The organism is Micromonospora sp. NPDC002389 (assembly GCF_040296095.1).
Lineage (GTDB): Bacteria > Actinomycetota > Actinomycetes > Mycobacteriales > Micromonosporaceae > Micromonospora.
The window spans coordinates 17,684-42,806 of record NZ_JBEOWP010000027.1 but is presented as its reverse complement, the minus strand read 5'-3'; the positions used below and the strand labels follow the sequence as shown (position 1 = coordinate 42,806).

The following is a 25,123-nucleotide window of genomic DNA, read 5'->3' as shown; positions in this document are numbered from 1 at the left end:
CAGAAGACCCTCGCGTTGAACTTCTTCATCCACGACCCGTTCACCCGCGAGGCCTACTCCCGCGACCCCCGCAACGTCGCCAAGAAGGCCGAGGCATACCTCGCCGCGTCCGGCATCGCCGACACCGCCTACTTCGGCGCCGAAGCCGAGTTCTACATCTTCGACTCCATCCGCCACGAAACCTCCGCCCACCAGTCGTTCTACTACATCGACTCGATCGAGGGCGCCTGGAACACCGGCCGCGAGGAGCCCGGCGGCAACCGGGGTTACAAGACCGCGTACAAGGGCGGCTACTTCCCCGTCCCCCCGGTCGACCACTACGCCGACCTGCGGGACAGCATCGTGCGCCGGCTGATCGACACCGGCTTCACCGTGGAACGCTCCCACCACGAGGTCGGCACCGCCGGCCAGGCGGAGATCAACTACAAGTTCTCCACCCTCCTGCACGCCGGCGACCAACTCCAACTCTTCAAGTACATCGTGAAGAACGAGGCCTGGGCCAACGGCAAGACCGCCACCTTCATGCCCAAGCCCCTGTTCGGGGACAACGGCTCCGGCATGCACACCCACCAGAGCCTCTGGCTCGGCGGTGAACCCCTCTTCTACGACGAGACCGGCTACGCCGGCCTCTCCGACACCGCCCGCTGGTACATCGGCGGTCTCCTGCACCACGCCCCGTCGCTGCTGGCCTTCACCAACCCCACCGTCAACTCCTACCGCCGCCTCGTGCCCGGCTACGAAGCACCGGTCAACCTGGTCTACTCCCAGCGCAACCGCTCCGCCTGCACCCGCATCCCCGTCACCGGCAGCAACCCCAAGGCCAAGCGGGTCGAGTTCCGGGTGCCGGACCCGTCGGCGAACGTCTACCTCGCCTTCTCGGCGATGATGATGGCCGGCCTGGACGGCATCAAGAGCAAGATGGAGCCGCCGGCCCCGATCGACAAGGACCTCTACGACCTCCCGCCCGAGGAATGGGGCGACGTCAAGCAGGTGCCGGGCTCCCTACCGGCCGTCCTCGACTCCCTCGAGGCCGACCACGACTACCTGCTGGAGGGCGGCGTCTTCACGCCGGACCTGATCTCCACCTGGGTCGACTGGAAACGCGCCAACGAAGTCGACCCGGTACGCCTGCGGCCGACCCCGCACGAGTTCGCCATGTACTTCGACTGCTGACCTCACAGTCACGCCGTCCTCGGGCCGGCTCCGCTCACGCGGAGCCGGCCCGCACGCGCACTGCGGGTCGATGCGTCGCCCAACGGGTGGGGGTGGGGAGATTTGTTGTCGCTGGAGCGACAACAAATCTCCCCACCTGACCCAGCAAGCCGCAACGCTTCGCCGAGGCTCAGCGGCGGTCGCGTTGGCACGACTCCCGGCGGCGGGCACGGTGCCCGCAACCTCCACTCACACCCTTCAACCCCGGCCACGCCCCGCACGGGGCCCACGACCTCCGTGCCGCTCCCGGCTCCTCGCCCGCTTGCCTCCGCTCCTTACTCGCCGCACGTACCCCCAGGGCGGCAAGGGTGCCGGCTGTTCGGCGTGGGCCTACGCCGGGCCTCGCTGGTGCAGGCACGAGGGATTGTGGCGGCGTATCCGGCCAGGGCTGACGCCGTCGGCGCGGGTAGGTGGGAAGATCTGTTGTCGTTCCAGCGACAACAAATCTCCCCACCTGACCCAGCACGCCGCAACGCTTCGCCGAGGCTCAGCGGCGGTCGCGTTGGCACGACTCCCGGCGGCAGGCACGGCTACCGACGCGGGCACGGCAGCACACAGCGGGCACGGCAGCACGGTGGAGGGCACGGCCACCGACAGTAGGCACGACCGCATGGTGGCGGGCAGCGCCGCACGATGGCGGTTTGTGCCGGTGACCAGCGGGTATGCGGGCCGCCCATCCGACTCGGCGGCACCTCGCGGCGTACCGCCACGACCTGCCGCCGAAGACAGGAGTCGTCCCGGTGCCGACCTCTCCCGCAGGAACCAGGACCCACTGACGTGTGTGGCATCGGCGGAGAGGCACGGTTCGACGGCGCGACGCCGGACTCCGACGCGGTGGCCCGGATGAGTGCGGCGATGCGGTCCCGAGGGCCGGACGGCGACGGGCTGTGGAGCGACGACTGGGTGGCCCTCGGACACCGACGGCTCACCATCATCGACCTCTCCGACGCCGGTGCCCAACCGATGGTCCGCGAGGATCTCGGGCTGGCCCTGGTGTTCAACGGCTGCGTCTACAACTACCCCGAACTGCGCGAGGAGCTCCGCGCCGCCGGGTACCACTTTCGCTCCACAAGTGACACCGAGGTCATCCTCGTCGCGTATGCGCACTGGGGTGAGGCGTTCGTCGACCACCTGGTCGGCATGTTCGCCATCGGCCTGGTCGACCGGACGCGGCGGCGGCTGGTCCTGGCCCGCGACCGCCTCGGCATCAAGCCGCTCTATCTCAGCGAGACGCCGGGACGACTACGGTTCGCCTCGACCCTGCCCGCGCTGCTGCGCGGCGGCGACGTCGACACCGCCATCGACCCGGTGGCCCTGCACCACTACCTCTCCTGGCACTCCATCGTCCCGGCACCCCGCACGGTGCTGCGCGGCGTGCGCAAACTGCCACCGGCGACGCTGCGGGTCATCGAGGCGGACGGGCGCAGCCGCGAACGCGTCTACTGGCAGCCCGAGTACGCCCGCGACCCCGCCCACGCCGGCATGGACGCCCGGGACTGGCAGGCGGCCCTCGGCGGGGCGCTGCGCACCGCCGTACGTCGACGGCTGGTGGCCGACGTACCGGTCGGGGTCCTGCTCTCCGGCGGTCTGGACTCCAGCCTCATCGTGGCGCTGCTCGCCGAGGCCGGGCAGGAGCAGTTGCGGACCTTCAGCATCGGGTTCGACAGCCGTGGCGGCGAGTCCGGCGACGAGTTCGGCTTCTCCGACCTGGTCGCTCGCACCTTCGACACCGACCACCAGCGGATCCGGCTCGCCGACGACGACCTGGTGCCGGCGGTACGCGCCACCGTCGCCGCGATGACCGAGCCGATGGGCAGCCACGACGTGGTCGCCTTCCACCTGCTGTCCGAGCAGGTGGCCCGGCACGTCAAGGTGGCCCAGTCGGGGCAGGGCGCCGACGAGGTGTTCGCCGGGTACGGCTACCACCAGCCGCTAGCCGAGGTGCCCCGCGACGGGGCGGTGGAGACGTTCGCGTCGGCGTTCTTCGACCGTGACCACGCCGAACTGTGTCGGGTGGTCTCCCCCGCGTACGCCTGCGACCACGACGCCAGTCGGGAGTTGCTCCTCGCCGAGCTGGCCGCGCCCGGTGCGCAGACCGCGCTGGACGCCGTCCTGCGGTTGGACACCCACCGGATGCTGCCCGACGACCCGGTCAAGCGGGTCGACAGCATGAGCATGGCGTGGGGACTGGAGGTCCGCACCCCGTTCCTGGACCAGGACCTGGTGGCGTTGGCGTCGGCCTGCCCGCCGGAGCACAAGGTGGCCCAGGGCGGCAAGGGTGTGCTCAAGGAGGTCGCCCGGGAGGTGCTGCCCGCCGACGTGATCGACCGGCCCAAGGGCTACTTCCCGGTCCCCGCGCTGCGCAACGTGGACGGCGCGGTGCGGGACATGGTCGTCGACGCCCTGCGGGACCCGGCCGCCCGGCAGCGGGGCCTGTTCCGTCCGGAGTACGTCGCGCACCTGCTCGACGACCCCGACGCGGCGCAGGCGGCGGCCGGCAGCAACAAACTCTGGCAGCTCGGCCTGCTCGAACTCTGGCTGCAAACCCACGAGCTCCGCTGACCGGCGCCCCGGAGCCCGTCAGCCGGTGGTGGTCTGGGCGGCGAGGTGGTGCAGCAACGCGGGGATGTCGCCGCCGGTGTCGCCGAGCAGGTGCCGCTGCCGGGCAGCGCCCGTGCCGGTGCGACGCAGACGGTCGAGCTGTCGACGCACGTAGTCGAGGTCACCGTGGCCGGCCAACGCGGGGCTGACCGTGCTAAGCAGGTCGCCGACCAGGTCCCAGGCTGGCCGGGGCCGGGTGGTGCGCAGGTCGATGAGGTCACCGTCGAGACCGTGGTGGGCGGCCCGCCAGTGGGCGGCGGCGACCAGACAGCTACGCAGGCGGGGTGCGGGGGTGCCGCGGCGGATGTCGTCGACCATGGTGGCGACCAGGGCACGGACCAGCGCCGCGTGCAGCACGGTGTCGTCCACGCTCGGACAGACATCACCGACCCGGATCTCGATCGTCGGGTAGTTCGCCGAGGGACGGGCATACCAGTAGACCATCGCGGGATCGAGCATGATCCCGGCTTCCACGAGGTCGGCGACGGTGGCGTCGTACTCGGCGGCGGAGGCGAAGTAGGGGGTGGGCCCGAGGCTCGGCCAGCGTTCCAACTGCATGGAACGCCAGCTCGCGTGCCCGGTGTCGGACCCGTCGTGCAGGGGTGAATTGACCGTGATGGCGTGGACGACCGGAAGCCACACCCGTAGGTGGTTGCCGACCTGGACGACCAGTTCCCGGTCGGGCAGACCCACGTGCACGTGACAGCCGCAGACGGCGGGATCGTGCGCGACCGGGCCGAACCGGCGGGACATCGCGTGGTAGCGCGGTTCGTCCGGTACGGACCGGTGTCCTTCCCGGACCGGGGTGGCGCCCAGGGCGACCAGGCTGGCTCCGGCCGCGCGGGCCGCGTCGGCGGCGGCGCGGCGCAGCGTCAGCAGGTGCTCCCGTAGCTCGGTCAGCTCGGTGCAGACCGGGGTGACCATCTCCACCATGCTGTGCCGGAACTCCTGCCGGCTCTGCCGCCGGGCGTCGGCGGGCAACGCGGCCCGCACCTGCTCGGCCACTGGCAGGCTCTCCCCGGTCGCCGGGTCCAGCAGCAGGAACTCCTCCTCGACCCCCAGCGTCAGGGGCGTGGACACCTCGAACTCCGGCGCCGACACCCCGTGGTCACCCATCCTCGACGTCCCATCCGCCAGTGGCGGCGATGCTCGCCGCCGGAGACCCCGCTTTCCCGGGCACGACACCGGCAAACGACGTCCCCGCCACCCTGCGCCACCCCGACACCCCTGGCACAGCCCGCGTCCGGACGCGGGTCAGGCCGCGCAACACGGCACCGGCGCGACGCTCGGCGCGACCGCGACCACCGCGACGTAGGCACCGAAGATCCAGAGCGGGATGCTGACGAGGTCGAGCGCGTCGTCGTTGCCGACCGTTGCGCCGCCGGTGCCGTTCTCGACGCGGCGGCGACGGGCCAGCCACAGCACCACAACGCCGTACAGCCCGGTCACGCACATGCTGATCATCGCGGCCCTTGCCGACATGTCGGCCTGCTGCGCCTCCAGCGTGCCGGTGACGACCGCCGACCCGATACCCGCCACGTTGTTCACCACATGCAACGCGATGGCGGCCTCCAGCCCACCGGTCCGGATCGTCACGACCGCCGTCACCGCACCGAAGAACACCAGGTCGGCCATGCCCCAGCCGGTCCCCCACCCGTGTGCCAACCCGAACAGCACCGACGACACCGCGATCCCCGGCCAGGGCGACCGGATCCAGGACCCGAACGCCTGGATCAGCCAGCCCCGGAACAGGTACTCCTCACCGGCCGCCTGCAGCGGCACCAGCAGCACCACGACGGCCAGGCCGGCCGCGACCCGCTCCCACCCCACCCCGTTGCTCTGCGGGCCGTCACCGGGCAGCAGACTCAGCACCCCGAGATGAAGCGCCAACGCCGGTACGGCGACCAGGAGACACGTCCCCAGCCACCGCCACCGCAACCGGCCCACCACCGACGACACCGTCCCGGCCGGGCGACGCTGCACCCAGCGGGCGGCCAGCATCGTCAGGGGAATCAGCAGCCCCAGCGTGACCATGGTCAGGGCCAACTCGACCTCCGGACCGCCGTCCAGGAAGTCCTCCGGCCCGTCCAGCAGCCACACCACGGCACTCGCGGCCCCGAACCCGCCCATCAGCACCACCGGCAACCCCACCAGGATCAGCACGGTGCCGAGCAGGGGCCGCCACCAGCGGTGCCGGTCGGTACGGGCGAGCCGGTGATACGGGACCGAGGCGAACGCCGGAGTGGGACTCTCCGACTCGGGAAGCGTGATCGTCATGCGCTACAGCCTGTCCGGACGCGCCCTCCGGATCGTCTGTCGTCTGCATGAACCCCGACTGCGACTTTCGTAGGAATTCGCGCCCGTGCCGGGTCCGTCGAGCAGCCGACATGGGCTACGGGTACGGCCGGCCGGACCCCGCCGCTCAGGCGGTCAGCACGTGCTCCACAAGGTCCGGCTACCGAGACCACTCCTGCGCCGGGGTCAACGGGACGGGCGCGGGGCGTGCCACCGTCGTCGTCAGCTCGACTCGCCGGCCTTCGGCGGCCGACCGGAGCAGGGCCGTCATGACGTCGAGGACGTGCAGCGCCACCGCACCGCTGGCCCGGGGCGGACGCACCTCGTCGGCCCCGACGAGGTCGATCAGGCCGACCCCTCGGGAGGCACCGACGTAGCCCGCCCCCGGTTCGAGAACGCGCCACCCGGGGCCGCCGAGCGCGAGATGCCGGACCTCGCCGTCGAAATTGTTCGGATCGGGCACGGCGAGGGTGCCGCTCTCCCCCTGCACCTCGATCGGCGCGGCCGTCGTCGCGACACCGTCGAAACTGGTGGTGAGGGTGGACAGGGCGCCGTCCGCGTGTTCCAGCACCCCGCTCACGTGGGTCGGCACCTCGACCGGGATGCGCTGCCCGAGTCGGGGGCCCGAGCCGATGATCCGGGCATCTCGCAGCCGACTCGCCGCCCCGATCACCGCACGCACCGGCCCGAGCAGGTGGACCAGCGCCGAGACGTAGTACGGCCCCATGTCCAGCAACGGGCCTCCGCCCGGGGCGTAGTAGAAGTCGGGGTCGGGGTGCCACCGCTCGTGCCCAGGGGTGACCATGACGGCCGACGCGGAGAGCGGGCGGCCGATCAAGCCACCGTCGATCGCCGCGCGGGCGGTCTGCGTACCGGTGCCCAAAACGGTGTCCGGCGCGCATCCCACGCGGACGTCGGCCGCCGCCGCCCGGTCCATGAGTGACCGGGCCTCCGGAAACGTGACGGTGAGCGGCTTCTCGACGTAGACGTTCCTGCCGGCGTCGATCGCCGCGCCCGAGATCTCGGCGTGCGCCGCCGGGATCGTCAGGTTCAGCACCGTCGCCACCTCGGGGTGGGCGAGCAGCCGCTCGACACTCACCGCCTCGGCGCCGGGAATCGTCGCGGCGGCGGCGACGGCCCGGGCCGCGTCCAGGTCGGCCACCGCGACGACGCGGACCCGGGGATGGTGGGCGAGCGTGGTCAGGTACGCGCGGGAGATGACCCCGAGACCGACGATGCCGACGCCGTGCGGGTCGCCCACAGCATTCCCCTCTCGATGACGGTACGGACGCTCGGGTGCTCCAGCACGTCGAGGCTGTGTCCCGGAGTCGTCACGACGATCCGCCCGGCTCCCCAGGTGCGGGTCCAGATCGCCGGCGAGGTGACCGGCCGGTGCCACGGGTGCCACGCCCGAGTCGGGTGGGTGGTGGTGGCCAGGACGTCGATCAGGTCGTCGTGCAGCACCCAGTACTGCTCGGTGACCAGGTCGAAGTCCTCGATCCCGGCGGTGATCGGATGCTCCCGGCCGAGGTCGGTGATCGTGACGGAGTGCGGCAGGAAGTTGTCCTTCTCTCCGCCGCTACGGTCACACGGCTCGATGCCGGGATGGACGGCGAACTGGCCGCCCACCAGGTGCAGGTAGTCCGAGGAGGCCCGGAACGAGTCGACGATGCCGCCGTGCCAGCCGGTGAAACCCGTACCGTTGACGACCGCCGCCGCCAGACCCGCCACCTGCTCCCCGGTGATCTGCGACATCGTCATGCACTGCACGATCAGGTCGGTGGCGGCCAGTTCGTCGGCGTCGGCGTAGACCTCCGTCGACTCCTCCACCCGTACCGCGTATCCGCTGCGTTCGAGGAACGGGATGAAAAGCTCCGTCGCCTCGACCGGCCGGTGCCCCTCCCACCCGCCCCGGACCACGAGGGCTCTCCGCCGCACCACACCCGCTCCTCCCCCGACCCGTCGCCCCGGACCACTTCGCCCGGCCGACGCCCGCACCATGACGACCATCGATAACCGTACCCGGGGTTACGCGGTCACGAGTCGCGTGGGCGTCTGCCGTCGACCGGTGTGCCGTCGCGCAGGTGCACGTCGGCGATGAGGACGGCGAGGTCCGCGTCGACGTGTTCGTACCAGGTGTCGTCCGGATACACGACGAGCAGCGGGCCGAGGTTGCAGGGGAACAGGCAGCCGGTCGCGGTGACCAGGACGTCGTCGTCGCCGAGGCCGTTCGCCTTCAGGCGGTTGCCGAGAGCGGCGGCGACCTGACTGGCGCCGTACGCGGTGCAGCGCGGCCCACGGCACACCAGCACGTGGCGACGGTGTCGGGTGATCTGCGACCAGGCCGGGCTGCGGAACGGTCCGGGGTTGCCGTCGAGCGTGGTGTGGTCGCCGGTGATGGCGTCGCTGACTGCCGTGACCAGCGCCGGCTGTTGCGCCAGCGGCGGGGCGAGCAGGACGCGTACCTGCCGGTCCCGGGTGGCGCGCCAATGGGCGACCGCGCGCCGGAGCCAGGTGTCGAGGTACCGGTCGGGCGGTAGGTGCACGGCCACGAGCAGGACTTCGCCATGCTCCGGGACGGCGTCGAGGGCGGTGTGCAGGGACGGCTCGGCGCCGTCGAGGAAACAGGCCCGCACCGGTACGCCCCTGGCCTCGGCGACCGCCGCGGCGAGTCGGTGGATCGCGTCGTGGCCGCCGTGGTGGGTCGCCCCGCGTGAGACGAGCAGGACGTTCATGCTGCCGGTACCCGGTAGGTGATGATCGGGCGTCCATCGTGCACGGTGACGTCGGCGTCCACGGCGTACACGTCGGCGAGCAGCGCGGGTGTCAACACGTCGGCAGGCGTTCCGGAGGCGACGACCCGGCCATGGTGCAGCACCACCACGAGGTCACAGAACATCGCGGCCAGGTTGAGGTCGTGCAGTGCGGCAAGAGTGGTGACGGCGCTGCGACGGACCAGGCCCAGCAGTTGGAGCTGGTGGCCGATGTCGAGGTGGTTGGTGGGCTCGTCGAGCAGCAGCAGTTGCGGTTCCTGGGCCAGGGCCCGGGCGAGCTGGACCCGTTGGCGTTCCCCGCCGGAGAGCGTCTGCCAGCGGCGGTGGGCGTACCCGGTCATGTCGACGCGGTCGAGCGCGTCGGCGGCGGCGGCCCGGTCGGTGTCGGTGTCCGACCAGCGGGAACGGCGGTGCGGGGTACGGCCGAGCAACACCACGTCGAGGGCGGTCAGATCGAGGTCGGTCTCGGCGTACTGGGCGAGCAGGGCCATCCGCCGCGCCACGGTGGCACGCGGCAGCCCGGCCACGTCGTCGCCCGCGACGGTCACGGTCCCGGATCGGGGGGTGATCAACCCGGCGACGACCCGCAGCAGGGTGGTCTTGCCGGACCCGTTGGGGCCGAGCAGTCCGACCAGGGTGCCGCGCGGCGCCGAGCAGGTGACGCCGTCGAGGAGTCGAGCGGCCGGCACCGACCACGAGACGTCGTGGATGTCCAGCATCAGGTGTTCCGGTCCCCTCGGCGCAGCAGTAGCACGAACGCGGGCACCCCGAGCAGGGCGGTCAGCACGCCCACCGGTAGCTCACGGGGGTCGAACAGGGTCCTGGCCGCGGTGTCCACCCAGATCAGGAAGATCGCTCCGGCGAGCACGACGACCGGCAGCAGCCTGCGGTGGTCGGGGCCGGTGAACCGCCGCACGGCGTGCGGCAGGATCAGGCCGACGAACCCGATCGCGCCGCTTATCGAGACCAGCACGGCGGTCAGCAGGGCCGTGGTGACCAGCAGCAGCCACCGGACCCGCCGAACGTCCACGCCGAGGGCGGCGGCGGCCTCCTCACCGAACGCGAACGCGTTGAGCGCGCGGGCACACCGGAGGATCACGGCGAACCCCACCGCGAGCAGCGGCGTCGCCCACGCCAGTGCGGTCCAGTCGACGCGGGCGAGCGAGCCGGACAGCCAGAAGGTGATGGTCTGGGTCGCGTGCGGGTGGGCCGCCCAGATGATCACGAACGTCGTCAACGCGGCGCACAGCTGCGCGACGGCGACCCCGGCCAGCACCACCCGGGTCGGTCGCAGCACCGCGCGCTGGCCGGCGGCGGCGACCACGACGGCGAACGCGGCGAGCGCCCCCACGAACGCGCCCCCGGTGAGCGCCGCGGCACCCGCGCCGAGGCCCAGGACCAGGACGGCGACGGCACCCAGCGACGCCCCGGAGGAGACACCCAACAGGTACGGGTCGGCGAGCGGGTTGCGGGTGACGGTCTGCATGACCGCCCCGCAGGCGGCGAGGCCGGCCCCGACCACGGCGGCGCCCAGCACCCTCGGCAGCCGCAGCTCCCACACGATGTGGTCGCGCAGCAGCGGCACGTCGGCGCTCGTCAGGCCGAGATGATTGGTGATGACCAGCCACACGGTGCCCAGCGACAGGTCTGCCGGCCCCACCGTCACCGCCGCGGCCACCGACAACACCAGGCCGACCGCGAGTACGACCACCACGGCCACCATGCGCACCGCTCGGACCGGCTTCGCCGGAGTCTGCGCCGGCCGGGTGGTGACGGTGGTCAGCTGCTCACCCCGCCGACGCCCCGGGCCAGTGCCTCCACCGCGAGGACGTTCCGCACACCGGCCGAGGTGGAGGAGAAGGCCAGGGTGACGTACCGCTTGTCCTTGACGGCGGGCAGGTCCTTGAGCGCCGGGTGCTTCTCGAGGAACGCCTGCTTGGCGGCGGCGGTGTCCCAGCTCGCGTCGACGAGCACGATCACGTCCGGGTTGCGCTCGACGACGGCCTCCCAGTTGGTGTCGGCCCAACTGCCGGTCAGGTCGTCGAAGATGTTGGTGACCCCGGCCGCAGACATGATCATGGCCGGGCCGCCGCAGCAGGCGCCGGCACTGGGCGCGTCGTTGCCGCCGTCCCACCACAGCACCCGCGTGCCCTTCGCATCCGCCGACACGTCCGCGATGCGCTGCTTCTGGTCGGCGATCAGCGTCTCGGCCCGCTCCGCGACGCCGAAGATCGCGGCGATCTCCCGGATCTCGGCGAACACGTCGTCGATCGTCAGCTTCGCCGGTCGCGTCTCCTTCGGACATCCGGCGGCGGAGACGTACGTGCCCACACCGAGCTTCTGCCACTCGGCACGGTCACCGGCCCCCTCGTCGCCGAACGCGCTCGCGAAGGAGCCGTAGACGAAGTCAGGCTCCAGTTCGAGCAACTTCTCCTTCGACGGGTACTCCTTGGCCAGTACCGGCACCTTCGCGTACGCGGCGGCATACTCGGGCAGCACCTGGTCGTCGAGGTAGGCGGTGCCGGCCATCCGGTCCTCCAGGCCGAGCGCCAGCATGATCTCGGTGGCGGGCTGGTTCATCGTCACCGCCCGCGCCGGAGGGCTCGGGACCACGACCGGTACGCCGCAGTTGGTGAACTCCACAGGCCCGGCAGCGGACGCCGTGGCAGCCGGATCACTGTCACCGGTCGTGGCGCAGCCACCGACCAGGACGAGTACGACGGAGAGCGGCGCGGCAACGCGCCAGGACGCAGGGAACCGCATAGCGGGACCACCTTCCAGCACCTCGTGGACGGGTCGTACAGGTGCCGTGGCCGGTCTCCTGGCTGACGGGTGGTGCGCTGGCGACCGGCCTTCCCAGGCATACGCCCAGTGACCTTGCGGTGGCCTCCAGCATCCCGATCACAGTGGCGAGGGCCGCACCGGTCTCACACCGGCTTCCCGAGCACCACGGCGAGGCCACCCTAACCAAAGCAGGCAGCACCGTCACCGTGGCCTAGATCATGGTGAGAGTCCACGTTGTGGGGTTACCGCTACCGGAGATACCTTCGCGACACAACGCTGGAGGTCTCTCCGCGAGGAGCCGCGACTACCAGGCGCTGCATGGCTCCACGACTCGTCGGTGTTCCGCTGGCTCGCTCCGTCAACCGGTGGCAGCCGATCGCCGTGACAACAGCAATCGTTGACGACCTCGCGATCGTCACGGCCTTTGGGATTCGGCCGCTTTCTGCGACAAGAGTTCCCCGGGAAAGACCACTCGGCATGAAGGCGGTGCCGCCATACCTCCGGCAGGCTGACACGCCGCATCATCCCAGACCTTGCGCACCGCCTGGACAAGCTCAACGACCTCGTGAGCTATACGTGCACCGCGCGACCTGCTGTCTTCCCACATCACGTCCCGCCAGCCACCGTCCGATGTACGCCGCTCTGAGTTCACGAGCGGCCGCAGTTGGCCTTGCAGGGCATGCTCAAGCGCCAGGCCCACGGCATCGGACCCAAATCGCGCTGCCAAGGGCTGGGCCTCCACGAGCATCGGCCAGGCGACTACGACGACTCGGTGCCAGATCTCGGGCGGAAAAGTGTTGGCCAGATGATGGCTCTCCCCCACCGGGAGATCGCGCAACCGTCGCTCCGCCTCACGCGTCTGGCCTACGTAGAGCAGGCCCCACCGGAGCCAGACGCCGTAGATGACTGGCCCACTGATCGCGGCGCCGGCTTCGGTGGCACCGACCAGGGCCGCACCAAGCCGATGCGCAAACGTGTACCTGCTCCGTCGCCACGATCTCGCCGCCTCCTGTCCTGAGGTGAGCCGGTACATCGCATCACGCCAGGCGAGGAACGCCTCGTCATCGCGGTATTCCATGTTTGACAACGTTCCTCACCTCCACGTTGGGTGGCCCGCATCTAGCACCACCGAGCCGTCGAGAAGCTAGCACCTAGCCCAGTAGGTCCCAACTGTCCGCGCGCCGGCCGATGCGGGCCGAAGGTGCCAGCACGCACGGTGCCTCTGATCGAAGAAGTACGGCCGATCGTCGCTCACCGCTTGAACGCCGCGTCCTAGCCGGATACCCGGCTGTTTACCGGTCCACGGTGGCCGGATCAGTACCGCTGTGCTGCGCGGCGCGACGCATTGGGATGAGGTGGTCACCAAGCTGGGATTCGAGCACCTGCGCCGACACGACCTACGGCACACCGGCCTGACGTGGATGGCCGATGCAGCCGTGCCCGTGCACGTCCTACGGAAGATCGCTGGACACGGGTCGCTGACCACGACCCAGCGCTACCTACACCCCGACCGGCAGTCGTTCGCCGACGCGGGAACGGCGCTCAGCGCCCATCTGAAGGCTCGCCGGTCCCCAGATGGTCCCAGCTACGCGTCGTCTAGATCAGCAATGCCCTACCGGCGCAGGATGCATTGAAACCCGTTGACCAGGGTGTACGCCCTGGTCAACGGGTTTCTTAGCAAAGTGTCGGGACGGCCGGATTCGAACCGACGACCCCTTGACCCCCAGTCAAGTGCGCTACCAAACTGCGCCACGTCCCGATGCTCCCGCGTCGTCCTGCCCGCGACAGCCGCTACAGCTTAGCGCAGCTTCCCCTCTCCGCCGCACAGCCCCCTCCCCACTGTCGTGACCACCCGCACCACCCCTAGAGCGTCCTAGGAGGGTGGGGTGTGGGTCAGCCGTGGGCCTTGCCTCGGCCTCCGGGGCCGAGCTTCTTTCGGGGGCGTACCGAGATCTCGATGGGGCTGCCCTCGAAGCCGAACTCCTCGCGGAGCTTGCGTTCCACGAAGCGCTGGTAACCGGCGTCCAGCGGGCCGGTGGTGAACAGCACGAAGCGCGGCGGGGCGACCCCGGCCTGGGTGGCGAATAGGATGCGGGGGGCCCGTCCCCCGCGTACCGGGTGCGGGGTGGCCTGCACCAGGGCGGTGAGCCAGCCGTTGAGCTGCGCGGTGGGGATCCGGGTCTCCCAGCTCGCCAGAGCCCGGTGCAGGGACGCGGCAAGCTTGTCGACGGCCCGTCCGGTCATCGCGGACAGGTTCAGCCGGATCGCCCACGGGATGCGCCGCAGTTCCCGGTCGATCTCCTTGTCCAGGTAGTACCGGCGGTCGGCGTCGACCAGGTCCCACTTGTTGAAGGCGATGACGAGTGCCCGGCCGGCCTCGGTGACCATGGTCAGGATGCGCTGGTCCTGCTCGCTGATCGGTTCGCTGGAGTCGAGCAGCACCACCGCCACCTCGGCCGCCTCGATCGCCGAGGCGGTCCGCAGGCTGGCGTAGTACTCGGTGCCGCTGGCCTTGCCGACCCGCTTGCGCAGGCCGGCGGTGTCGACCAGGTGCCAGGTGTCGCCGCCGATGGTGACCAGGCTGTCGACCGGGTCGACGGTGGTGCCGGCGACCGCGTCGACCACCGCGCGTTCCTCACCGGAGAAGCGGTTCAGCAGGCTGGACTTGCCGACGTTGGGCCGACCGACCAGGGCGACCCGGCGCGGGCCGCGCGGGCGGTTCTCCACGATCTTCGGCGCTTCGGGCAGTGCGTCCATGATGGCGTCGAGCAGGTCACCGGAGCCTCGGCCGTGCAGTGCCGAGACCGGGTGCGGCTCGCCGAGGCCGAGTGACCACAGCGAGGTGGCCTCCAGCTCGATGTTGCTGTTGTCGGCCTTGTTGGCCACCAGGATGACCGGCTTGGCGCTGCGCCGCAGCATCTTCACCGCCGCCTCGTCGACGTCGGTGGAGCCCACCGTCGCGTCGACCACGAAGACCACCACGTCGGCGGTGAACACGGCGGTCTCGGCCTGCGCGGCGATGGCCGCCGCCCGGTCCTTGGCGTCCGGTTCCCAGCCGCCGGTGTCCACCACGGTGAAGGTGCGACCGGACCACTGCGCGTCGTACGGGACGCGGTCGCGGGTCACGCCGGGTACGTCCTCGACGACCGCCTGGCGGCGACCGATGATCCGGTTGACCAGGGTGGACTTGCCGACGTTGGGGCGACCCACCACGGCCACCACCGGCTGCGGTCCGGTCGGCTCCTCGATGTCGAGGTCCGTCTCCCGCAGCTCCACCCAGCCGTCGTTGTCAGTCACGCCCATGCCTCGTTTCGTTGGCCGGTGGCGGGAAACGCCCACACCACCGTGCCGGATGGTCCGGTCGCCGGCAGAGCCGGCAGGTTGTCGCGCCCGGTCACGCCACGTTCCGCTCGGCGAGCAGCGCCCGCAGCTTCGCCACGACCTCGTCGATGCCCAGCTCGGTGGTGTCCAGCACCACGGCGTCGGGGGCCTGGGCGAGCGGGTCGGCCTTGCGGGTCGAGTCGATCTTGTCTCGCCGGGCCAGGTCGGCGGCGGTCGCCGCCACGTCGGAGGCGTCCTCGGCACTGCGACGCGCGGCGCGGGCCGCCGCCGAGGCGGTGAGGTAGACCTTGAGGTCGGCGTCGGGGGCGACCACGGAACCGATGTCACGGCCCTCGACCACGATCCGGCCCGCCTTGGCGATCATCTCGCGCTGCCGGGCCACCAGCAGCGCCCGGACCGCCGGCACGGAGGCCACGGCGGACACGGCGGCGGTCACCTCGGGACCCCGGATCTCGGCCTCGACACCGACGCCGTCGGCGGTCACGCCGTAGCCGGTGGGGTCGGTGCCGATCCGCAGGTCGACCTCGGCGGCGACCTTGCCGACCGCCTCGGCGTCGGTCAGGTCGACGCCGGAGCGCAGCACGGCCCAGGTGATCGCCCGGTACATCGCACCGGTGTCGAGGTAGCGGGCGGTGAGGCTCGCCGCCAGCCGCCGGGAGACGGTGGACTTACCCGAACCGGACGGCCCGTCCACAGCGACCACACAGCGCCCGGTCGGTACGTTTTCCTCCACCGTCGTCCTCCTCAGCCCGTACCCCGCGATCCGCCGCATCGGCGGACGCGAGCGGTTGCCCACACAGCTTCCATCATGCCCGGCGCCGTGGCGCACGGCCCGCCGGCCCTGCCGGGCCGCCAGGAGCCTACCGTCAGCGGTACCCGCGAGCGCGGGGTCAGTCACCCACACCCTTGAACAGGGCGGCGACCTCCGCGTTGGTCAGGCGCCGCGTGCGCCCGGGACGCAGGTCGCCGAGCCGGATCGGCCCGATGGAGGTACGCACCAGCCGGCTCACCGGGTGTCCGACCTCGTCGAGCAGGCGCCGCACGATGTGTTTGCGGCCTTCGTGCAGGGTCAGCTCCACCTGGGCGGTACGTCCCAGACTGCCCACCACCCGGAACGAGTCCACGGTGACCGGGCCGTCCTCCAGCTCGATACCGGCGGCCAGGCGCTTGCCGAGGTTGCGCGGGATCGGCCCGGCCACCTCGCACAGGTACGTCTTGGCCACCCCGTAGGAGGGGTGCATCAGCCGGTGCGCCAGGGTCCCGTCGTTGGTGAGCAGCAGCAGGCCCTCGCTGTCCGCATCGAGCCGCCCGACGTGATAAACGCGCTGCTCGACCCGGTTGCCGACGAAGTCGGCGAGCGCGGTGCGCCCCTTCTCGTCGGCCATCGTGGAGACCACGCCGCGGGGCTTGTTCAACGCCAGGTACACCAGCCGGGTGTCGGCCACCAGCCGCTCACCGTCGACGTGGATGACGGCCTTGGTCGGGTCGACCTTGTCGCCGAGCTGGGCCACCCGCCCGTCGACCGTCACCCGCCGACGGAAGATCAGGTCTTCGCAGGCGCGCCGGGAACCGACCCCCGCCGCGGCGAGCACCTTCTGCAGGCGTTCGGGGCCGGTGTAGACGGGGGCGTCGGGGCGGGGGGTGCGGTCATCGCGCGGCATCAGCAAGCTCTTCTACGTCGTCGGGGAGGAACGGGGCCAGGGGCGGCAGGTCGTCGAGGCTGTTCAGGCCGAGCTTCTCCAGGAACATCGTGCTCGTCCGGTACAGATAGGCCCCGCTGTCCGACTCGGTGCCGCACTCCTCGATCAGCCCACGGGTCACCAGGGTACGGATCACCCCGTCGCAGTTGACGCCCCGGATGGCCGATATCCGCGACCGGGTCACCGGCTGCCGGTACGCCACCACCGCGAGGGTCTCCAGCGCGGCCTGGGTCAGCCGGACCGACTGCCCGTCGAGCACGAACCGTTCTACGTAGGTGGCGTATTCCGGCCGGGTGTAGAGCCGCCATCCGCCGGCCGCCCGGCGCAGCTCGAACCCGTGCCCGGCGGCGGTGTAGCTCGCAGCGATCTCGTCCAACATCGGCCCGACCCGCTCGGCGGGCTGTTCGAGGATCTGGGCCAGCGTCAGCTCGCTGACCGGTTCGTCCACCACCAGCAGGATCGCCTCCAGCGCCCCGCGCAGTTCGGCGTCGTCGAGCACCGGCGGCGGCTCCGGCACCACCCGGGTCCGCCCGTTCCGCGGCCTCCGTCCCGCCCCCTCCTCCGCGATCTTGGTACGCGACGGCCCCTCCAGGGGCACTTCCGCACCAAGATCCCCAGCAGCCCCGAGTCCGGGAGCGAGATCAGCGGGTGCGGTGGATTCGGCAGCGGCTGCTTCGGGGGTGGATTCGGTGGATTCGGGCGCGGCGAGCTGGGGGGTGGGCTCGGCGTGATCCGGAGCGCCACGATCCGCAGCAGCGTGATCGAGGGTGGCCGGATCAGGGGTAGTCGGATCAGGGGTAGCGTGATCTGGGGCAGCGGATTCCGGGGCGGCAGGATCGGACTCTGCGCGATCGGACTCTGCGGGATCGGGAGTGGCCGGATCCGGGGCCATGGATTCGGGGGCAGGGCGCTGCCAGGGCGGGATCCAGGCGGCGGCCTGGTCGGCCAGCGAGTCCCGGCGTTCCTCGTTGCTCATCCGGCGCGCTCCTCCGTCGTTACCGCCTCGCCCACCGGCGCACCCGCCCCAGCCAGCCCAGCCGACCCGACCGCCGGCCCATCCCACGGCGCACCCGACTCAGCAGACGGCGCACCCGATGCAATCGTCGACGCATCCAACGCGGTCGGCGGCGAACCCGACCCGGCGGACGGCTTACCGGACGCGGTCGTCGGTGCACCGGGCCCGGCCGGTGTCCCGGCGGGGGCGGCCTCGTCGGGGGTGCCGGCGTACTCGTCGATGGTCAGGGTCGGGCTGCCGTCGGCGGGGCCGGTCCAGCGTACGGTCAGTTCCTCCAGCGCCTGTTCCTGCACGAAGGCGACCACGCCCTGCCGGTACAGCTCCAGCAGTGCCAGGAAGCGGGCGACCACCTCGAGGGTGGCCTCGCAGTCGGCGCAGAGCAGCGAGAAGGTGGCGGTGCCGGCGCGGCGCAGCCGCTCGCTGATGATCGCGGCGTGTTCCCGGACGCTGACCCGCACCATGTGCACGTGGGCGATGGAGACTTCGGGTATCGGCTTCGGGGTCATCGCCTTGACGGCGAGCTTGAGCAGTCGCTGCGGGCCGATGCCGAGCACCAGGTCGGGCAGGGCCTCGGCGTACCGGGCCTCCAGGGTGACCGCGCGCGGGTAGCGGCGGCCGCCGACCTCCTCCAGCACCGCGATGTGCGCGGCCGCCTCCTTGTACGCCTTGTACTGCAACAGTCGGGCGAAGAGCAGGTCCCGCGCCTCCAGCAGCGCCAGGTCCTCCTCGTTCTCCACCTCGGCCGAGGGCAGCAGCCGGGCCGCCTTGAGGTCGAGCAGGGTGGCGGCGATCAGCAGGAACTCGCTCGCCTCGTCCAGGTCCCAGTCGTCGCCCATGGCCCGGATGTACGCGATGAACTCGTCGGTCACCTGGTGCAGCGCGACCTCGGTGACGTCGAGCTTGTGCTTGCCGATCAGTTGCAGCAGCAGGTCGAACGGGCCGGTGAAGTTGTCCAGCCGGACCGTGAACTTGCCGGTGTCCGCAGCGTCCGACTCTGACACGACAACCGGAGTCGCATCCGGCGCGCCGAGGTCAGCCGCGGGCGGATGCTCCGGTGCGGCGGTCGGGTCGGCGGGCGGCGCGCTCACGCCGACGACCGTAGTCCACGGCCTGGACACCGATGGTTACCGGCCTACCGCTCCGCCTGCGCGGCGATCACCTCGCGGGCCAACTGACGGTAGTTGCGGGCCCCCGAGGAGGCCGGGTCGAGCGTGGTGATCGGAGCACCCGCGACCGTCGACTCGGGGAACTTCACCGTCTTGGTGATGACCGTCTGGTAGACCTTGTCGCCGAACGCCTCCACCACCCGCTGGAGCACCTGGCGGCAGTGCGTGGTGCGGCTGTCGTACATGGTGGCGAGGATGCCTTCGAGTTCCAGGTCGAAGTTGAGCCGCTCGCGCACCTTGTCGATGGTGTCCAGCAGCAGGGCGACACCGCGCAGGCTGAAGAACTCGCATTCCAGCGGGATGAGCACGCCGTGCGCCACAGTCAACGCGTTGATCGCCAGCAGGCCGAGTGACGGCTGGCAGTCGATCAGGATGTAGTCGTACTCCTTGCGGACGCTCCTGAGCACCCGGGCCAGGGCCATCTCGCGGGCGACCTCGTTGACGAGCTGTATCTCGGCGGCGGAGAGGTCGATGTTGGCGGGCAGCAGGTGCAGCCCGGCCACGTCGGTCTTGATCAGGACGTCCTCGGCGGTGACGTCGTCCTGCATGAGCAGGTTGTAGACCGACAGGTCGAGGTTGTGCGGGTTGACGCCTAGCCCGACCGAGAGGGCGCCCTGCGGGTCGAAGTCGACCAGGAGCACCTTGCGGCCGTACTCGGCGAGCGCGGCGCCGAGGTTGATGGTGGTCGTGGTCTTGCCGACGCCACCCTTCTGGTTGGCCATCGCGATGATCCGCGCCGGGCCGTGCCGGTCGGTGGGCATCGGCTCGGGGATGGGCTTGCGCATCGTGTAGGCGGCCGGGTCGGCCGGACCCAGGTCCGAGCCGAGCGCGTTCTGCTGTTCGCGGAGCTCCGACGTCCAGGTCTCGGCACGGTCACCGTTGCCAGCCATGTCCTCGTTGCCCCCTCCCGACGACCATCTGGCGTCGGAGCCGCCCGACGTCCTTCGCGGCGCCGCTGCGCACCCCGGTCATCCCGCCGCCGGGCCGCGCCGATCCCGACTGTACGCCACCGACCAGCAGGGCGTTCACTACCCGCTCGGCGTGTCGGACGGTGGTACCGACCAGCCCCGTCCCGGCCCACGTCGACCAGCCAGGCCGGTGCCGTTCCGCCCCACGCCGACCAGCGTTGCGCGCCTCGACGTCAGTGCCGGGCGCGCGGGTGTGCGGTGGCGTAGACCTCACGCAACCGGTCCACGGTCACCAGCGTGTAGACCTGGGTGGTGGTGACCGAGGCGTGACCGAGCAGTTCCTGCACCACGCGCACGTCGGCGCCGCCGTCGAGCAGGTGGGTCGCGTACGAGTGTCGCAGGGTGTGCGGGGAGACCGCCTCCGGCCCGTCCACCGGCAGCCCGGCCCGGGCGGCAGCCCGGCGCAGCACGGTCCAGGCGCCCTGCCGGGTCAGCGGGCCGCCCCGGGAGTTCAGGAACACCCTCGGGGTGCCCCGGCCGGAGGTGACCAACCCGGGCCGGGCGCGGACCAGGTAGGCGCCGAGCGCCCGTAGCGCGTGCCCGCCGACCGGCACCAGTCGGCTGCGTCCGCCCTTGCCGTGCAGCAGCACCACCCCGTCGTCGAGGTCCACGTCGTCCACTGCCGCGCCGATCGCCTCGGAGATGCGGGCGCCGGTGCCGTACAGGAACTCCAGCAGCGCCCGGTCGCGCAGCGCCAGCGGTGCCTGCTCCCCCGCCGCGGCCACCGGGCCGGCGGTCTCCAGCAGCCGGACCACCGCGTCGACCGGCAGGGCGCGGGGCAGCCGGCGCGGTGGGGTGGGTGGGCGTACGTCACGGCTCGGGTCGGCCCCGGCCAGGCCCTCGCGCAGCGCGAAGCGGTGCAGGCCGCGCACGGCGCTGGCGGCGCGGGCGGCCGACGAGACCGCCAGCGGCGGGCGGCCGTCGTCGCCGGTGCGCAGCCGGGCCAGGTGTCGTTCGATCTCCCCGGGCGAGACCCCGGCGAGGTCTTCGACCCCGGCGGCGGCCAGCGAGTCCAGGTAGCGGTCCAGGTCGCGGCGGTACGAGGCGAGCGTGTTCGCGGCGAGCCCACGTTCGACGGTGAGGTGGTCGAGGTAGCCGCGCAGCGCACGACGCAGGGCCGGCGCCGGCTCGGGGCCGGCCCGTTCGTCGGTCGCCGTGCTCAGCGTTTCCCCCTCAGGCCAGCGCCTCGGTGAGCGCGAGGGTGGGCAGGCCGTGCGCCTCGGCCACCGGGCCGTAGACGACCTGACCGGCGTGAGTGTTCAGGCCCAGGGCCAGTGCCGGGTCGCGCCGCGACGCCTCCCGCCAGCCGTGGTTGGCCAGTTCGAGGGCGTACGGCAGAGTGACGTTGGTCAGCGCGTAGGTGCTGGTGTTCGGCACCGCACCGGGCATGTTCGCCACGCAGTAGAAGATCGATTCGTGCACCCGGTAGACCGGTTCGGCGTGCGTGGTCGGCCGCGAGTCCTCGAAGCAGCCGCCCTGGTCGATGGCGATGTCCACCAGCACGCTGCCGGGCTTCATCCGGGAGACCAACTCGTTGGAGATCAACTTCGGGGCCTTGGCGCCGGGCACCAGCACCGCGCCGATGACCAGGTCCGCGTCGAGCACGGCCCGTTCGATCTCATACGCGTTGGAGGCGACGGTCTGCAGGTGTCCACGGTAGATGGCGTCGGCCTGCCGCAACCGGCCGACGTTCTTGTCCAGCAGCAGCACCTCGGACTGCAGGCCCAGCGCGATCGCGGCGGCATTCATGCCGGAGACCCCGGCACCGATGACCACGGTCTTCGCCGCGTACACGCCGGAGACGCCGCCGGGCAGCACGCCCCGACCGCCACCGGTCCGCATCAGATAGAACGCGCCGACCTGCGGGGCGAGCCGGCCGGCCACCTCGGACATCGGGGCGAGCAGTGGCAGGGAGCGGTCCGGCAGCTCGACCGTCTCGTACGCGATGCCGGTGACCTTGCGGTCGAGCAGCGCCTGGGTGCAGTCCCGCGAGGCGGCCAGGTGCAGGTAGGTGAAGAGGACCTGCCCCTCGCGCATCCGGTGGTACTCCTCGGCGACCGGCTCCTTCACCTTGAGCACCAGGTCCGCCGCGTCCCACACCTCGTCGGCGGTGTCCAGGATCTTGGCGCCGGCGGCGGTGAACTCCTCGTCGGTGATGCTGGACCCGACCCCGGCACCGGCCTCGACGAAGACCTGGTGGCCGCCGCGGGTGAACTCGTTGACGCCCGCGGGCGTGATCGCCACCCGGTACTCGTGGTTCTTGACCTCGCGTGGGATGCCGACCTTCACGATGCAGACCCTCTCTCCGGGGACCGCTCTCCCCCGACTGGGCGGTGCCGCGGCGGCCCCTTTGCCGCTACGGTCGACCGGTCCCGTGGGCGGCAGTTTAGGCGTACCCGTACGTCGGGGGAGCCTGCACCATGACATCCGGTGGCCGCGAACCCTGACGATGTGTCAGGTGTACGGGCAGCCCACCGGCTGGGTCCTCCTCAGCCGACAGGACAGTATTGGCCGTCATCGTCCCACGTGGTGCCTACCGGTGCGGACAGCGTCGGTGTGGATCACTATCGTGTCGCCTCATGACTACTCCCCCCTATCAGCCCGGGTACCCCCAGGGCGTTTCCGACAAGAGCAAGGTCGTCGCGGGCCTCCTCGGTATCCTGCTCGGCGGCCTCGGCGCTGGCCGGTTCTACACGGGCCACATCAAGATCGCGGTGCTGCAGCTCGTCGTGAGCCTCTGCACCCTCGGTATCGGCAGCCTGTGGGGCCTGATCGACGGCATCCTGATCCTGGTCAACGGTGGTACCGACGCAGAGGGACGCCCGCTGCGCGACTGACGACGGAATCACGCAGGGGCCGTGCGGTTCGCCGCACGGCCCCTCGTCGCGTACTGCCTCAGCCCGGCAGCGGGGTATCCGCCCGGCGCAGGACCGACCAGCCGGCGTCGCGGGCGCGGGCGGCGGCCAGCAGCCCGGCCACGCACGGCCCGTTGGTGATCTCGCCGGCCAGCACCATGCCGACCGCCTCGTCCAGGTCGATCCGGACGATCTGGAGGTCGGCCTCCTCGTCGTGCCGGTCGTGCCGCTGCTCCACCGGCACCTCGCCGAGGTCCCGGGCCAGGAAGACCCGGACCAGTTCGTCGGTGAACCCGGGCGAGCTGTGGACGTCGACCAGCACGTCGAGCCGCCCGGCGGTCAGGTCGACCTCCTCGGCGAGTTCCCGCGCGGCGGTCACCGCCGGGTCCTCGCCGGTGACGTCGGTCAGCCCGGCCGGCAGCTCCCACAGACGCCGACCGACCGGCTGGCGGTACTGCCGGATCAGCACCACCTGGCCGGCGGCGTCCAGCGCCACCACGGCCACCGCGCCGAGGTGGCGGACCAGGTCACGGGGGGCCGTCCCGCCGCCGGGCATGCTCACCTGTTCGGTGACCACGTCGAAGATGCGACCGCGGTACTGCACCTCGCGGGAGAGCACCTCGTAACGGTGCTCGACCGCCCTGCCGGGGTCGCTCACGACGCCGAGGGCACCGTCGGGGCGGTGCCGTTGCGCGCGGCCCGCTCGGCACCGTCCAGGTCGACCGGAAGCTGGTCGGCCTGCGAGTACGCCACCGCCGCCTGGACGAACGCGGCGAACAGCGGGTGCGGCCGGGTGGGGCGGCTCTTCAGCTCCGGGTGGGCCTGGGTGGCCACGAAGAACGGATGCAGCTCGCGGTCCAGCTCGACGAACTCGACCAGCCGCCCGTCCGGCGAGGTGCCCGAGATCCGCAGTCCGGCCTTGGCGAGCTGGTCCCGGTAGGCGTTGTTCACCTCGTACCGGTGCCGGTGCCGCTCGCTGACCTCGGTGCTGCCGTACGCCTCGGCGACGATCGACCCCTCGGCGAGCGCCGCCGGGTACGCGCCCAGCCGCATGGTGCCGCCCAGGTCGCCCTTGCCGGCCACGATGTCCTCCTGCTCGGCCATGGTGGCGATGACCGGGTGCACGGCCTCGGAGTCGAACTCCAGGGAGTTGGCGCCGTCCAGCCCGGCCAGGTGCCGGGCCACCTCGATGGTCATGCACTGCAGGCCGAGGCAGAGCCCGAGCAGCGGGACGCCGTTCTCCCGCGCGTACCGGGCGGTGCCGATCTTGCCCTCGATGCCCCGGACGCCGAACCCGCCGGGGATGACGATGCCGTCGACGCCGGCCAGGGCCGCCGCCGCGCCCGCCGGGGTGACGCAGTCGTCGCTGGGCACCCAGCGCAACTGCACCCGGGCCCGGTTACCGAAGCCCGCCGCCCGGATCGCCTCGCTGACCGACAGGTACGCGTCCGGCAGGTCGACGTACTTGCCGACCAGCGCCACGGTGACCGTGCGGCGGGGCTGGTGCACCCGCTCCAGCAGGTCGTCCCAGCCCTCCCAGTCCACGTCCCGGAAGGAGAGCCCGAGCCGGCGCACCACGTACGCGTCGAGTCCCTCCCGATGCAGCACCTTGGGGATGTCGTAGATGCTGGGCGCGTCCGGGGCCGCGATGACCGCCTCGGCGTCGACGTCGCAGTAGAGCGACAGCTTGTGCTTGAGCTTGTCCGGGATCTCCCGGTCCGAGCGGCAGACGATGGCGTCGGGCTGGATACCGATGTTGCGCAGTTGCGCCACCGAGTGCTGGGTCGGCTTGGTCTTCAGCTCGCCCGAGGGCGCCAGGTACGGCACCAGCGAGACGTGCAGATAGAAGCAGTTGTCCCGGCCCAGGTCGTGGCGGACCTGCCGGATCGCCTCCAGGAACGGCAGCGACTCGATGTCGCCGACCGTGCCGCCCACCTCGGTGATCACCACGTCCGGGGTACGGCCGTCGTCGTCCGGGTCGGCCATTGCCAGGATCCGCGACTTGATCTCGTTGGTGATGTGCGGGATCACCTGGACGGTGTCGCCCAGGTACTCCCCGCGCCGCTCCTTGGCGATCACGTCCGAGTAGATCTGGCCGGTGGTGACGTTCGCCTTGCCGGACAGGGCCCGGTCCAGGAAGCGCTCGTAGTGACCGACGTCCAGGTCGGTCTCGGCGCCGTCCTCGGTCACGAACACCTCGCCGTGCTGGAACGGGTTCATGGTGCCGGGGTCGACGTTCAGGTACGGGTCGAGCTTCTGCATCACCACGCGCAGTCCCCGCGCGGTGAGCAGATTGCCGAGGCTGGAGGCGGTCAGCCCCTTACCCAGCGAGGAGGCGACGCCCCCGGTGACGAAAATGTGCCTGGTCGTCCGTGCTGAAGGGGCCAAGGCCTGCTCCCGTGTCGTCCGTC

The 25,123-nt window shown here is 71.4% G+C and carries 22 protein-coding genes, 1 tRNA gene, 1 pseudogene and 1 riboswitch; of the genes and pseudogenes, 4 read left to right on the top strand and 20 right to left on the bottom strand.

The window, feature by feature from the left end; genetic code table 11:
• Both glnA and ABT008_RS29470 read left to right on the top strand, forming a co-directional pair.
• Positions 1-1,173 (top strand): type I glutamate--ammonia ligase (glnA, locus tag ABT008_RS29475; RefSeq protein WP_350700430.1); only part of this gene is annotated, 1,173 nt, incomplete at its 5' end.
• Positions 1,174-1,989: 816 nt separating this feature from the next.
• Positions 1,990-3,774 (top strand): N-acetylglutaminylglutamine amidotransferase, encoded by a 1,785-nt coding sequence (locus tag ABT008_RS29470; RefSeq protein ID WP_350700428.1) that lies wholly within the window; start codon positions 1,990-1,992, stop codon positions 3,772-3,774.
• Between the two features lie 18 nt (positions 3,775-3,792).
• Here the strand turns inward: ABT008_RS29470 and ABT008_RS29465 are convergent, their stop codons facing one another.
• From ABT008_RS29465 to ABT008_RS29425, 9 genes are all read right to left on the bottom strand, one after another.
• Positions 3,793-4,929, bottom strand: a complete 1,137-nt coding sequence (locus ABT008_RS29465; RefSeq protein ID WP_350700427.1) for a carboxylate-amine ligase — start codon at positions 4,927-4,929, stop codon at positions 3,793-3,795.
• A 138-nt stretch (positions 4,930-5,067) separates the two neighbouring features.
• A complete protein-coding gene (locus tag ABT008_RS29460) occupies positions 5,068-6,090 on the bottom strand; it encodes a CPBP family intramembrane glutamic endopeptidase (RefSeq protein WP_350700426.1) in 1,023 nt (340 codons plus the stop codon).
• 178 nt (positions 6,091-6,268) lie between these two features.
• Positions 6,269-7,369: a Gfo/Idh/MocA family protein gene (locus ABT008_RS29455; RefSeq protein ID WP_350700424.1), complete on the bottom strand. Its 1,101-nt coding sequence runs from the start codon at positions 7,367-7,369 to the stop codon at positions 6,269-6,271.
• Positions 7,309-8,049, bottom strand: a complete 741-nt coding sequence (locus ABT008_RS29450) for a ThuA domain-containing protein (RefSeq protein WP_350700422.1) — start codon at positions 8,047-8,049, stop codon at positions 7,309-7,311. Before ABT008_RS29450 ends, ABT008_RS29455 begins: the two co-directional genes overlap by 61 nt.
• Positions 8,050-8,144: 95 nt before the next feature.
• Positions 8,145-8,843, bottom strand: coding sequence for a CbiX/SirB N-terminal domain-containing protein (locus ABT008_RS29445; protein ID WP_350700420.1), 699 nt, complete (start codon positions 8,841-8,843; stop codon positions 8,145-8,147).
• The gene (locus ABT008_RS29440; protein ID WP_350700418.1) at positions 8,840-9,601 is read right to left on the bottom strand and encodes an ABC transporter ATP-binding protein; all 762 of its coding nucleotides are present in this window, start codon (positions 9,599-9,601) and stop codon (positions 8,840-8,842) included. The genes ABT008_RS29445 and ABT008_RS29440 overlap by 4 nt, the downstream gene beginning before the upstream one ends.
• Entirely contained in the window at positions 9,601-10,593 is a 993-nt protein-coding gene (locus ABT008_RS29435; RefSeq protein WP_350700416.1) for an iron chelate uptake ABC transporter family permease subunit, read from the bottom strand. The genes ABT008_RS29440 and ABT008_RS29435 overlap by 1 nt, the downstream gene beginning before the upstream one ends.
• Positions 10,594-10,661: 68 nt before the next feature.
• Positions 10,662-11,645, bottom strand: coding sequence for an ABC transporter substrate-binding protein (locus ABT008_RS29430; protein WP_350700414.1), 984 nt, complete (start codon positions 11,643-11,645; stop codon positions 10,662-10,664).
• A 31-nt stretch (positions 11,646-11,676) separates the two neighbouring features.
• Positions 11,677-11,849, bottom strand: a riboswitch (cobalamin riboswitch).
• 232 nt (positions 11,850-12,081) lie between these two features.
• Positions 12,082-12,753 (bottom strand): hypothetical protein, encoded by a 672-nt coding sequence (locus ABT008_RS29425; protein WP_350700412.1) that lies wholly within the window; start codon positions 12,751-12,753, stop codon positions 12,082-12,084.
• A gap of 120 nt (positions 12,754-12,873) precedes the next feature.
• On the opposite strand from ABT008_RS29425, the pseudogene ABT008_RS29420 reads away from it, so the two are divergent.
• Positions 12,874-13,300, top strand: a pseudogene (locus ABT008_RS29420) (site-specific integrase); the annotation flags it as partial.
• Between the two features lie 51 nt (positions 13,301-13,351).
• On the opposite strand, the gene ABT008_RS29415 reads toward ABT008_RS29420, so the two are convergent.
• The 9 genes from ABT008_RS29415 to ald all read right to left on the bottom strand — a co-directional run bounded on the left by ABT008_RS29415 (position 13,352) and on the right by ald (position 22,146).
• Positions 13,352-13,425: transfer RNA gene (locus ABT008_RS29415), tRNA-Pro, on the bottom strand.
• 134 nt (positions 13,426-13,559) lie between these two features.
• Positions 13,560-14,969 carry a ribosome biogenesis GTPase Der gene (gene der / locus ABT008_RS29410; protein ID WP_350700410.1) on the bottom strand — a complete coding sequence of 470 codons (1,410 nt, stop codon included), beginning with the start codon at positions 14,967-14,969 and terminating at the stop codon, positions 13,560-13,562.
• A 91-nt stretch (positions 14,970-15,060) separates the two neighbouring features.
• The gene (gene cmk / locus ABT008_RS29405) at positions 15,061-15,741 is read right to left on the bottom strand and encodes a (d)CMP kinase (RefSeq protein ID WP_350700408.1); all 681 of its coding nucleotides are present in this window, start codon (positions 15,739-15,741) and stop codon (positions 15,061-15,063) included.
• 157 nt (positions 15,742-15,898) lie between these two features.
• Complete coding sequence (locus ABT008_RS29400) at positions 15,899-16,669, bottom strand: pseudouridine synthase (protein ID WP_350700406.1); 771 nt, start codon at positions 16,667-16,669, stop codon at positions 15,899-15,901.
• Positions 16,656-17,684, bottom strand: coding sequence for an SMC-Scp complex subunit ScpB (gene scpB / locus ABT008_RS29395; RefSeq protein WP_350700404.1), 1,029 nt, complete (start codon positions 17,682-17,684; stop codon positions 16,656-16,658). Before scpB ends, ABT008_RS29400 begins: the two co-directional genes overlap by 14 nt.
• Entirely contained in the window at positions 17,681-18,811 is a 1,131-nt protein-coding gene (locus ABT008_RS29390; protein WP_350700403.1) for a segregation and condensation protein A, read from the bottom strand. Before ABT008_RS29390 ends, scpB begins: the two co-directional genes overlap by 4 nt.
• Before the next feature lie 44 nt (positions 18,812-18,855).
• Positions 18,856-19,779, bottom strand: coding sequence for a ParA family protein (locus ABT008_RS29385; protein WP_117230487.1), 924 nt, complete (start codon positions 19,777-19,779; stop codon positions 18,856-18,858).
• A gap of 251 nt (positions 19,780-20,030) precedes the next feature.
• Complete coding sequence (locus ABT008_RS29380; RefSeq protein ID WP_350700436.1) at positions 20,031-21,020, bottom strand: tyrosine recombinase; 990 nt, start codon at positions 21,018-21,020, stop codon at positions 20,031-20,033.
• A gap of 10 nt (positions 21,021-21,030) precedes the next feature.
• Positions 21,031-22,146: an alanine dehydrogenase gene (ald, locus tag ABT008_RS29375; protein ID WP_350700401.1), complete on the bottom strand. Its 1,116-nt coding sequence runs from the start codon at positions 22,144-22,146 to the stop codon at positions 21,031-21,033.
• Between the two features lie 218 nt (positions 22,147-22,364).
• On the opposite strand from ald, the gene ABT008_RS29370 reads away from it, so the two are divergent.
• Positions 22,365-22,694 carry an NINE protein gene (locus ABT008_RS29370; RefSeq protein WP_350700399.1) on the top strand — a complete coding sequence of 110 codons (330 nt, stop codon included), beginning with the start codon at positions 22,365-22,367 and terminating at the stop codon, positions 22,692-22,694.
• 58 nt (positions 22,695-22,752) lie between these two features.
• Here the strand turns inward: ABT008_RS29370 and ABT008_RS29365 are convergent, their stop codons facing one another.
• Together ABT008_RS29365 and pyrG are read right to left on the bottom strand one after the other, a co-directional pair.
• Positions 22,753-23,370, bottom strand: a complete 618-nt coding sequence (locus tag ABT008_RS29365) for an NUDIX domain-containing protein (RefSeq protein ID WP_350700398.1) — start codon at positions 23,368-23,370, stop codon at positions 22,753-22,755.
• Positions 23,367-25,100 carry a CTP synthase gene (gene pyrG / locus ABT008_RS29360; RefSeq protein WP_350700396.1) on the bottom strand — a complete coding sequence of 578 codons (1,734 nt, stop codon included), beginning with the start codon at positions 25,098-25,100 and terminating at the stop codon, positions 23,367-23,369. The genes ABT008_RS29365 and pyrG overlap by 4 nt, the downstream gene beginning before the upstream one ends.
• Positions 25,101-25,123 lie beyond the last annotated feature (23 nt).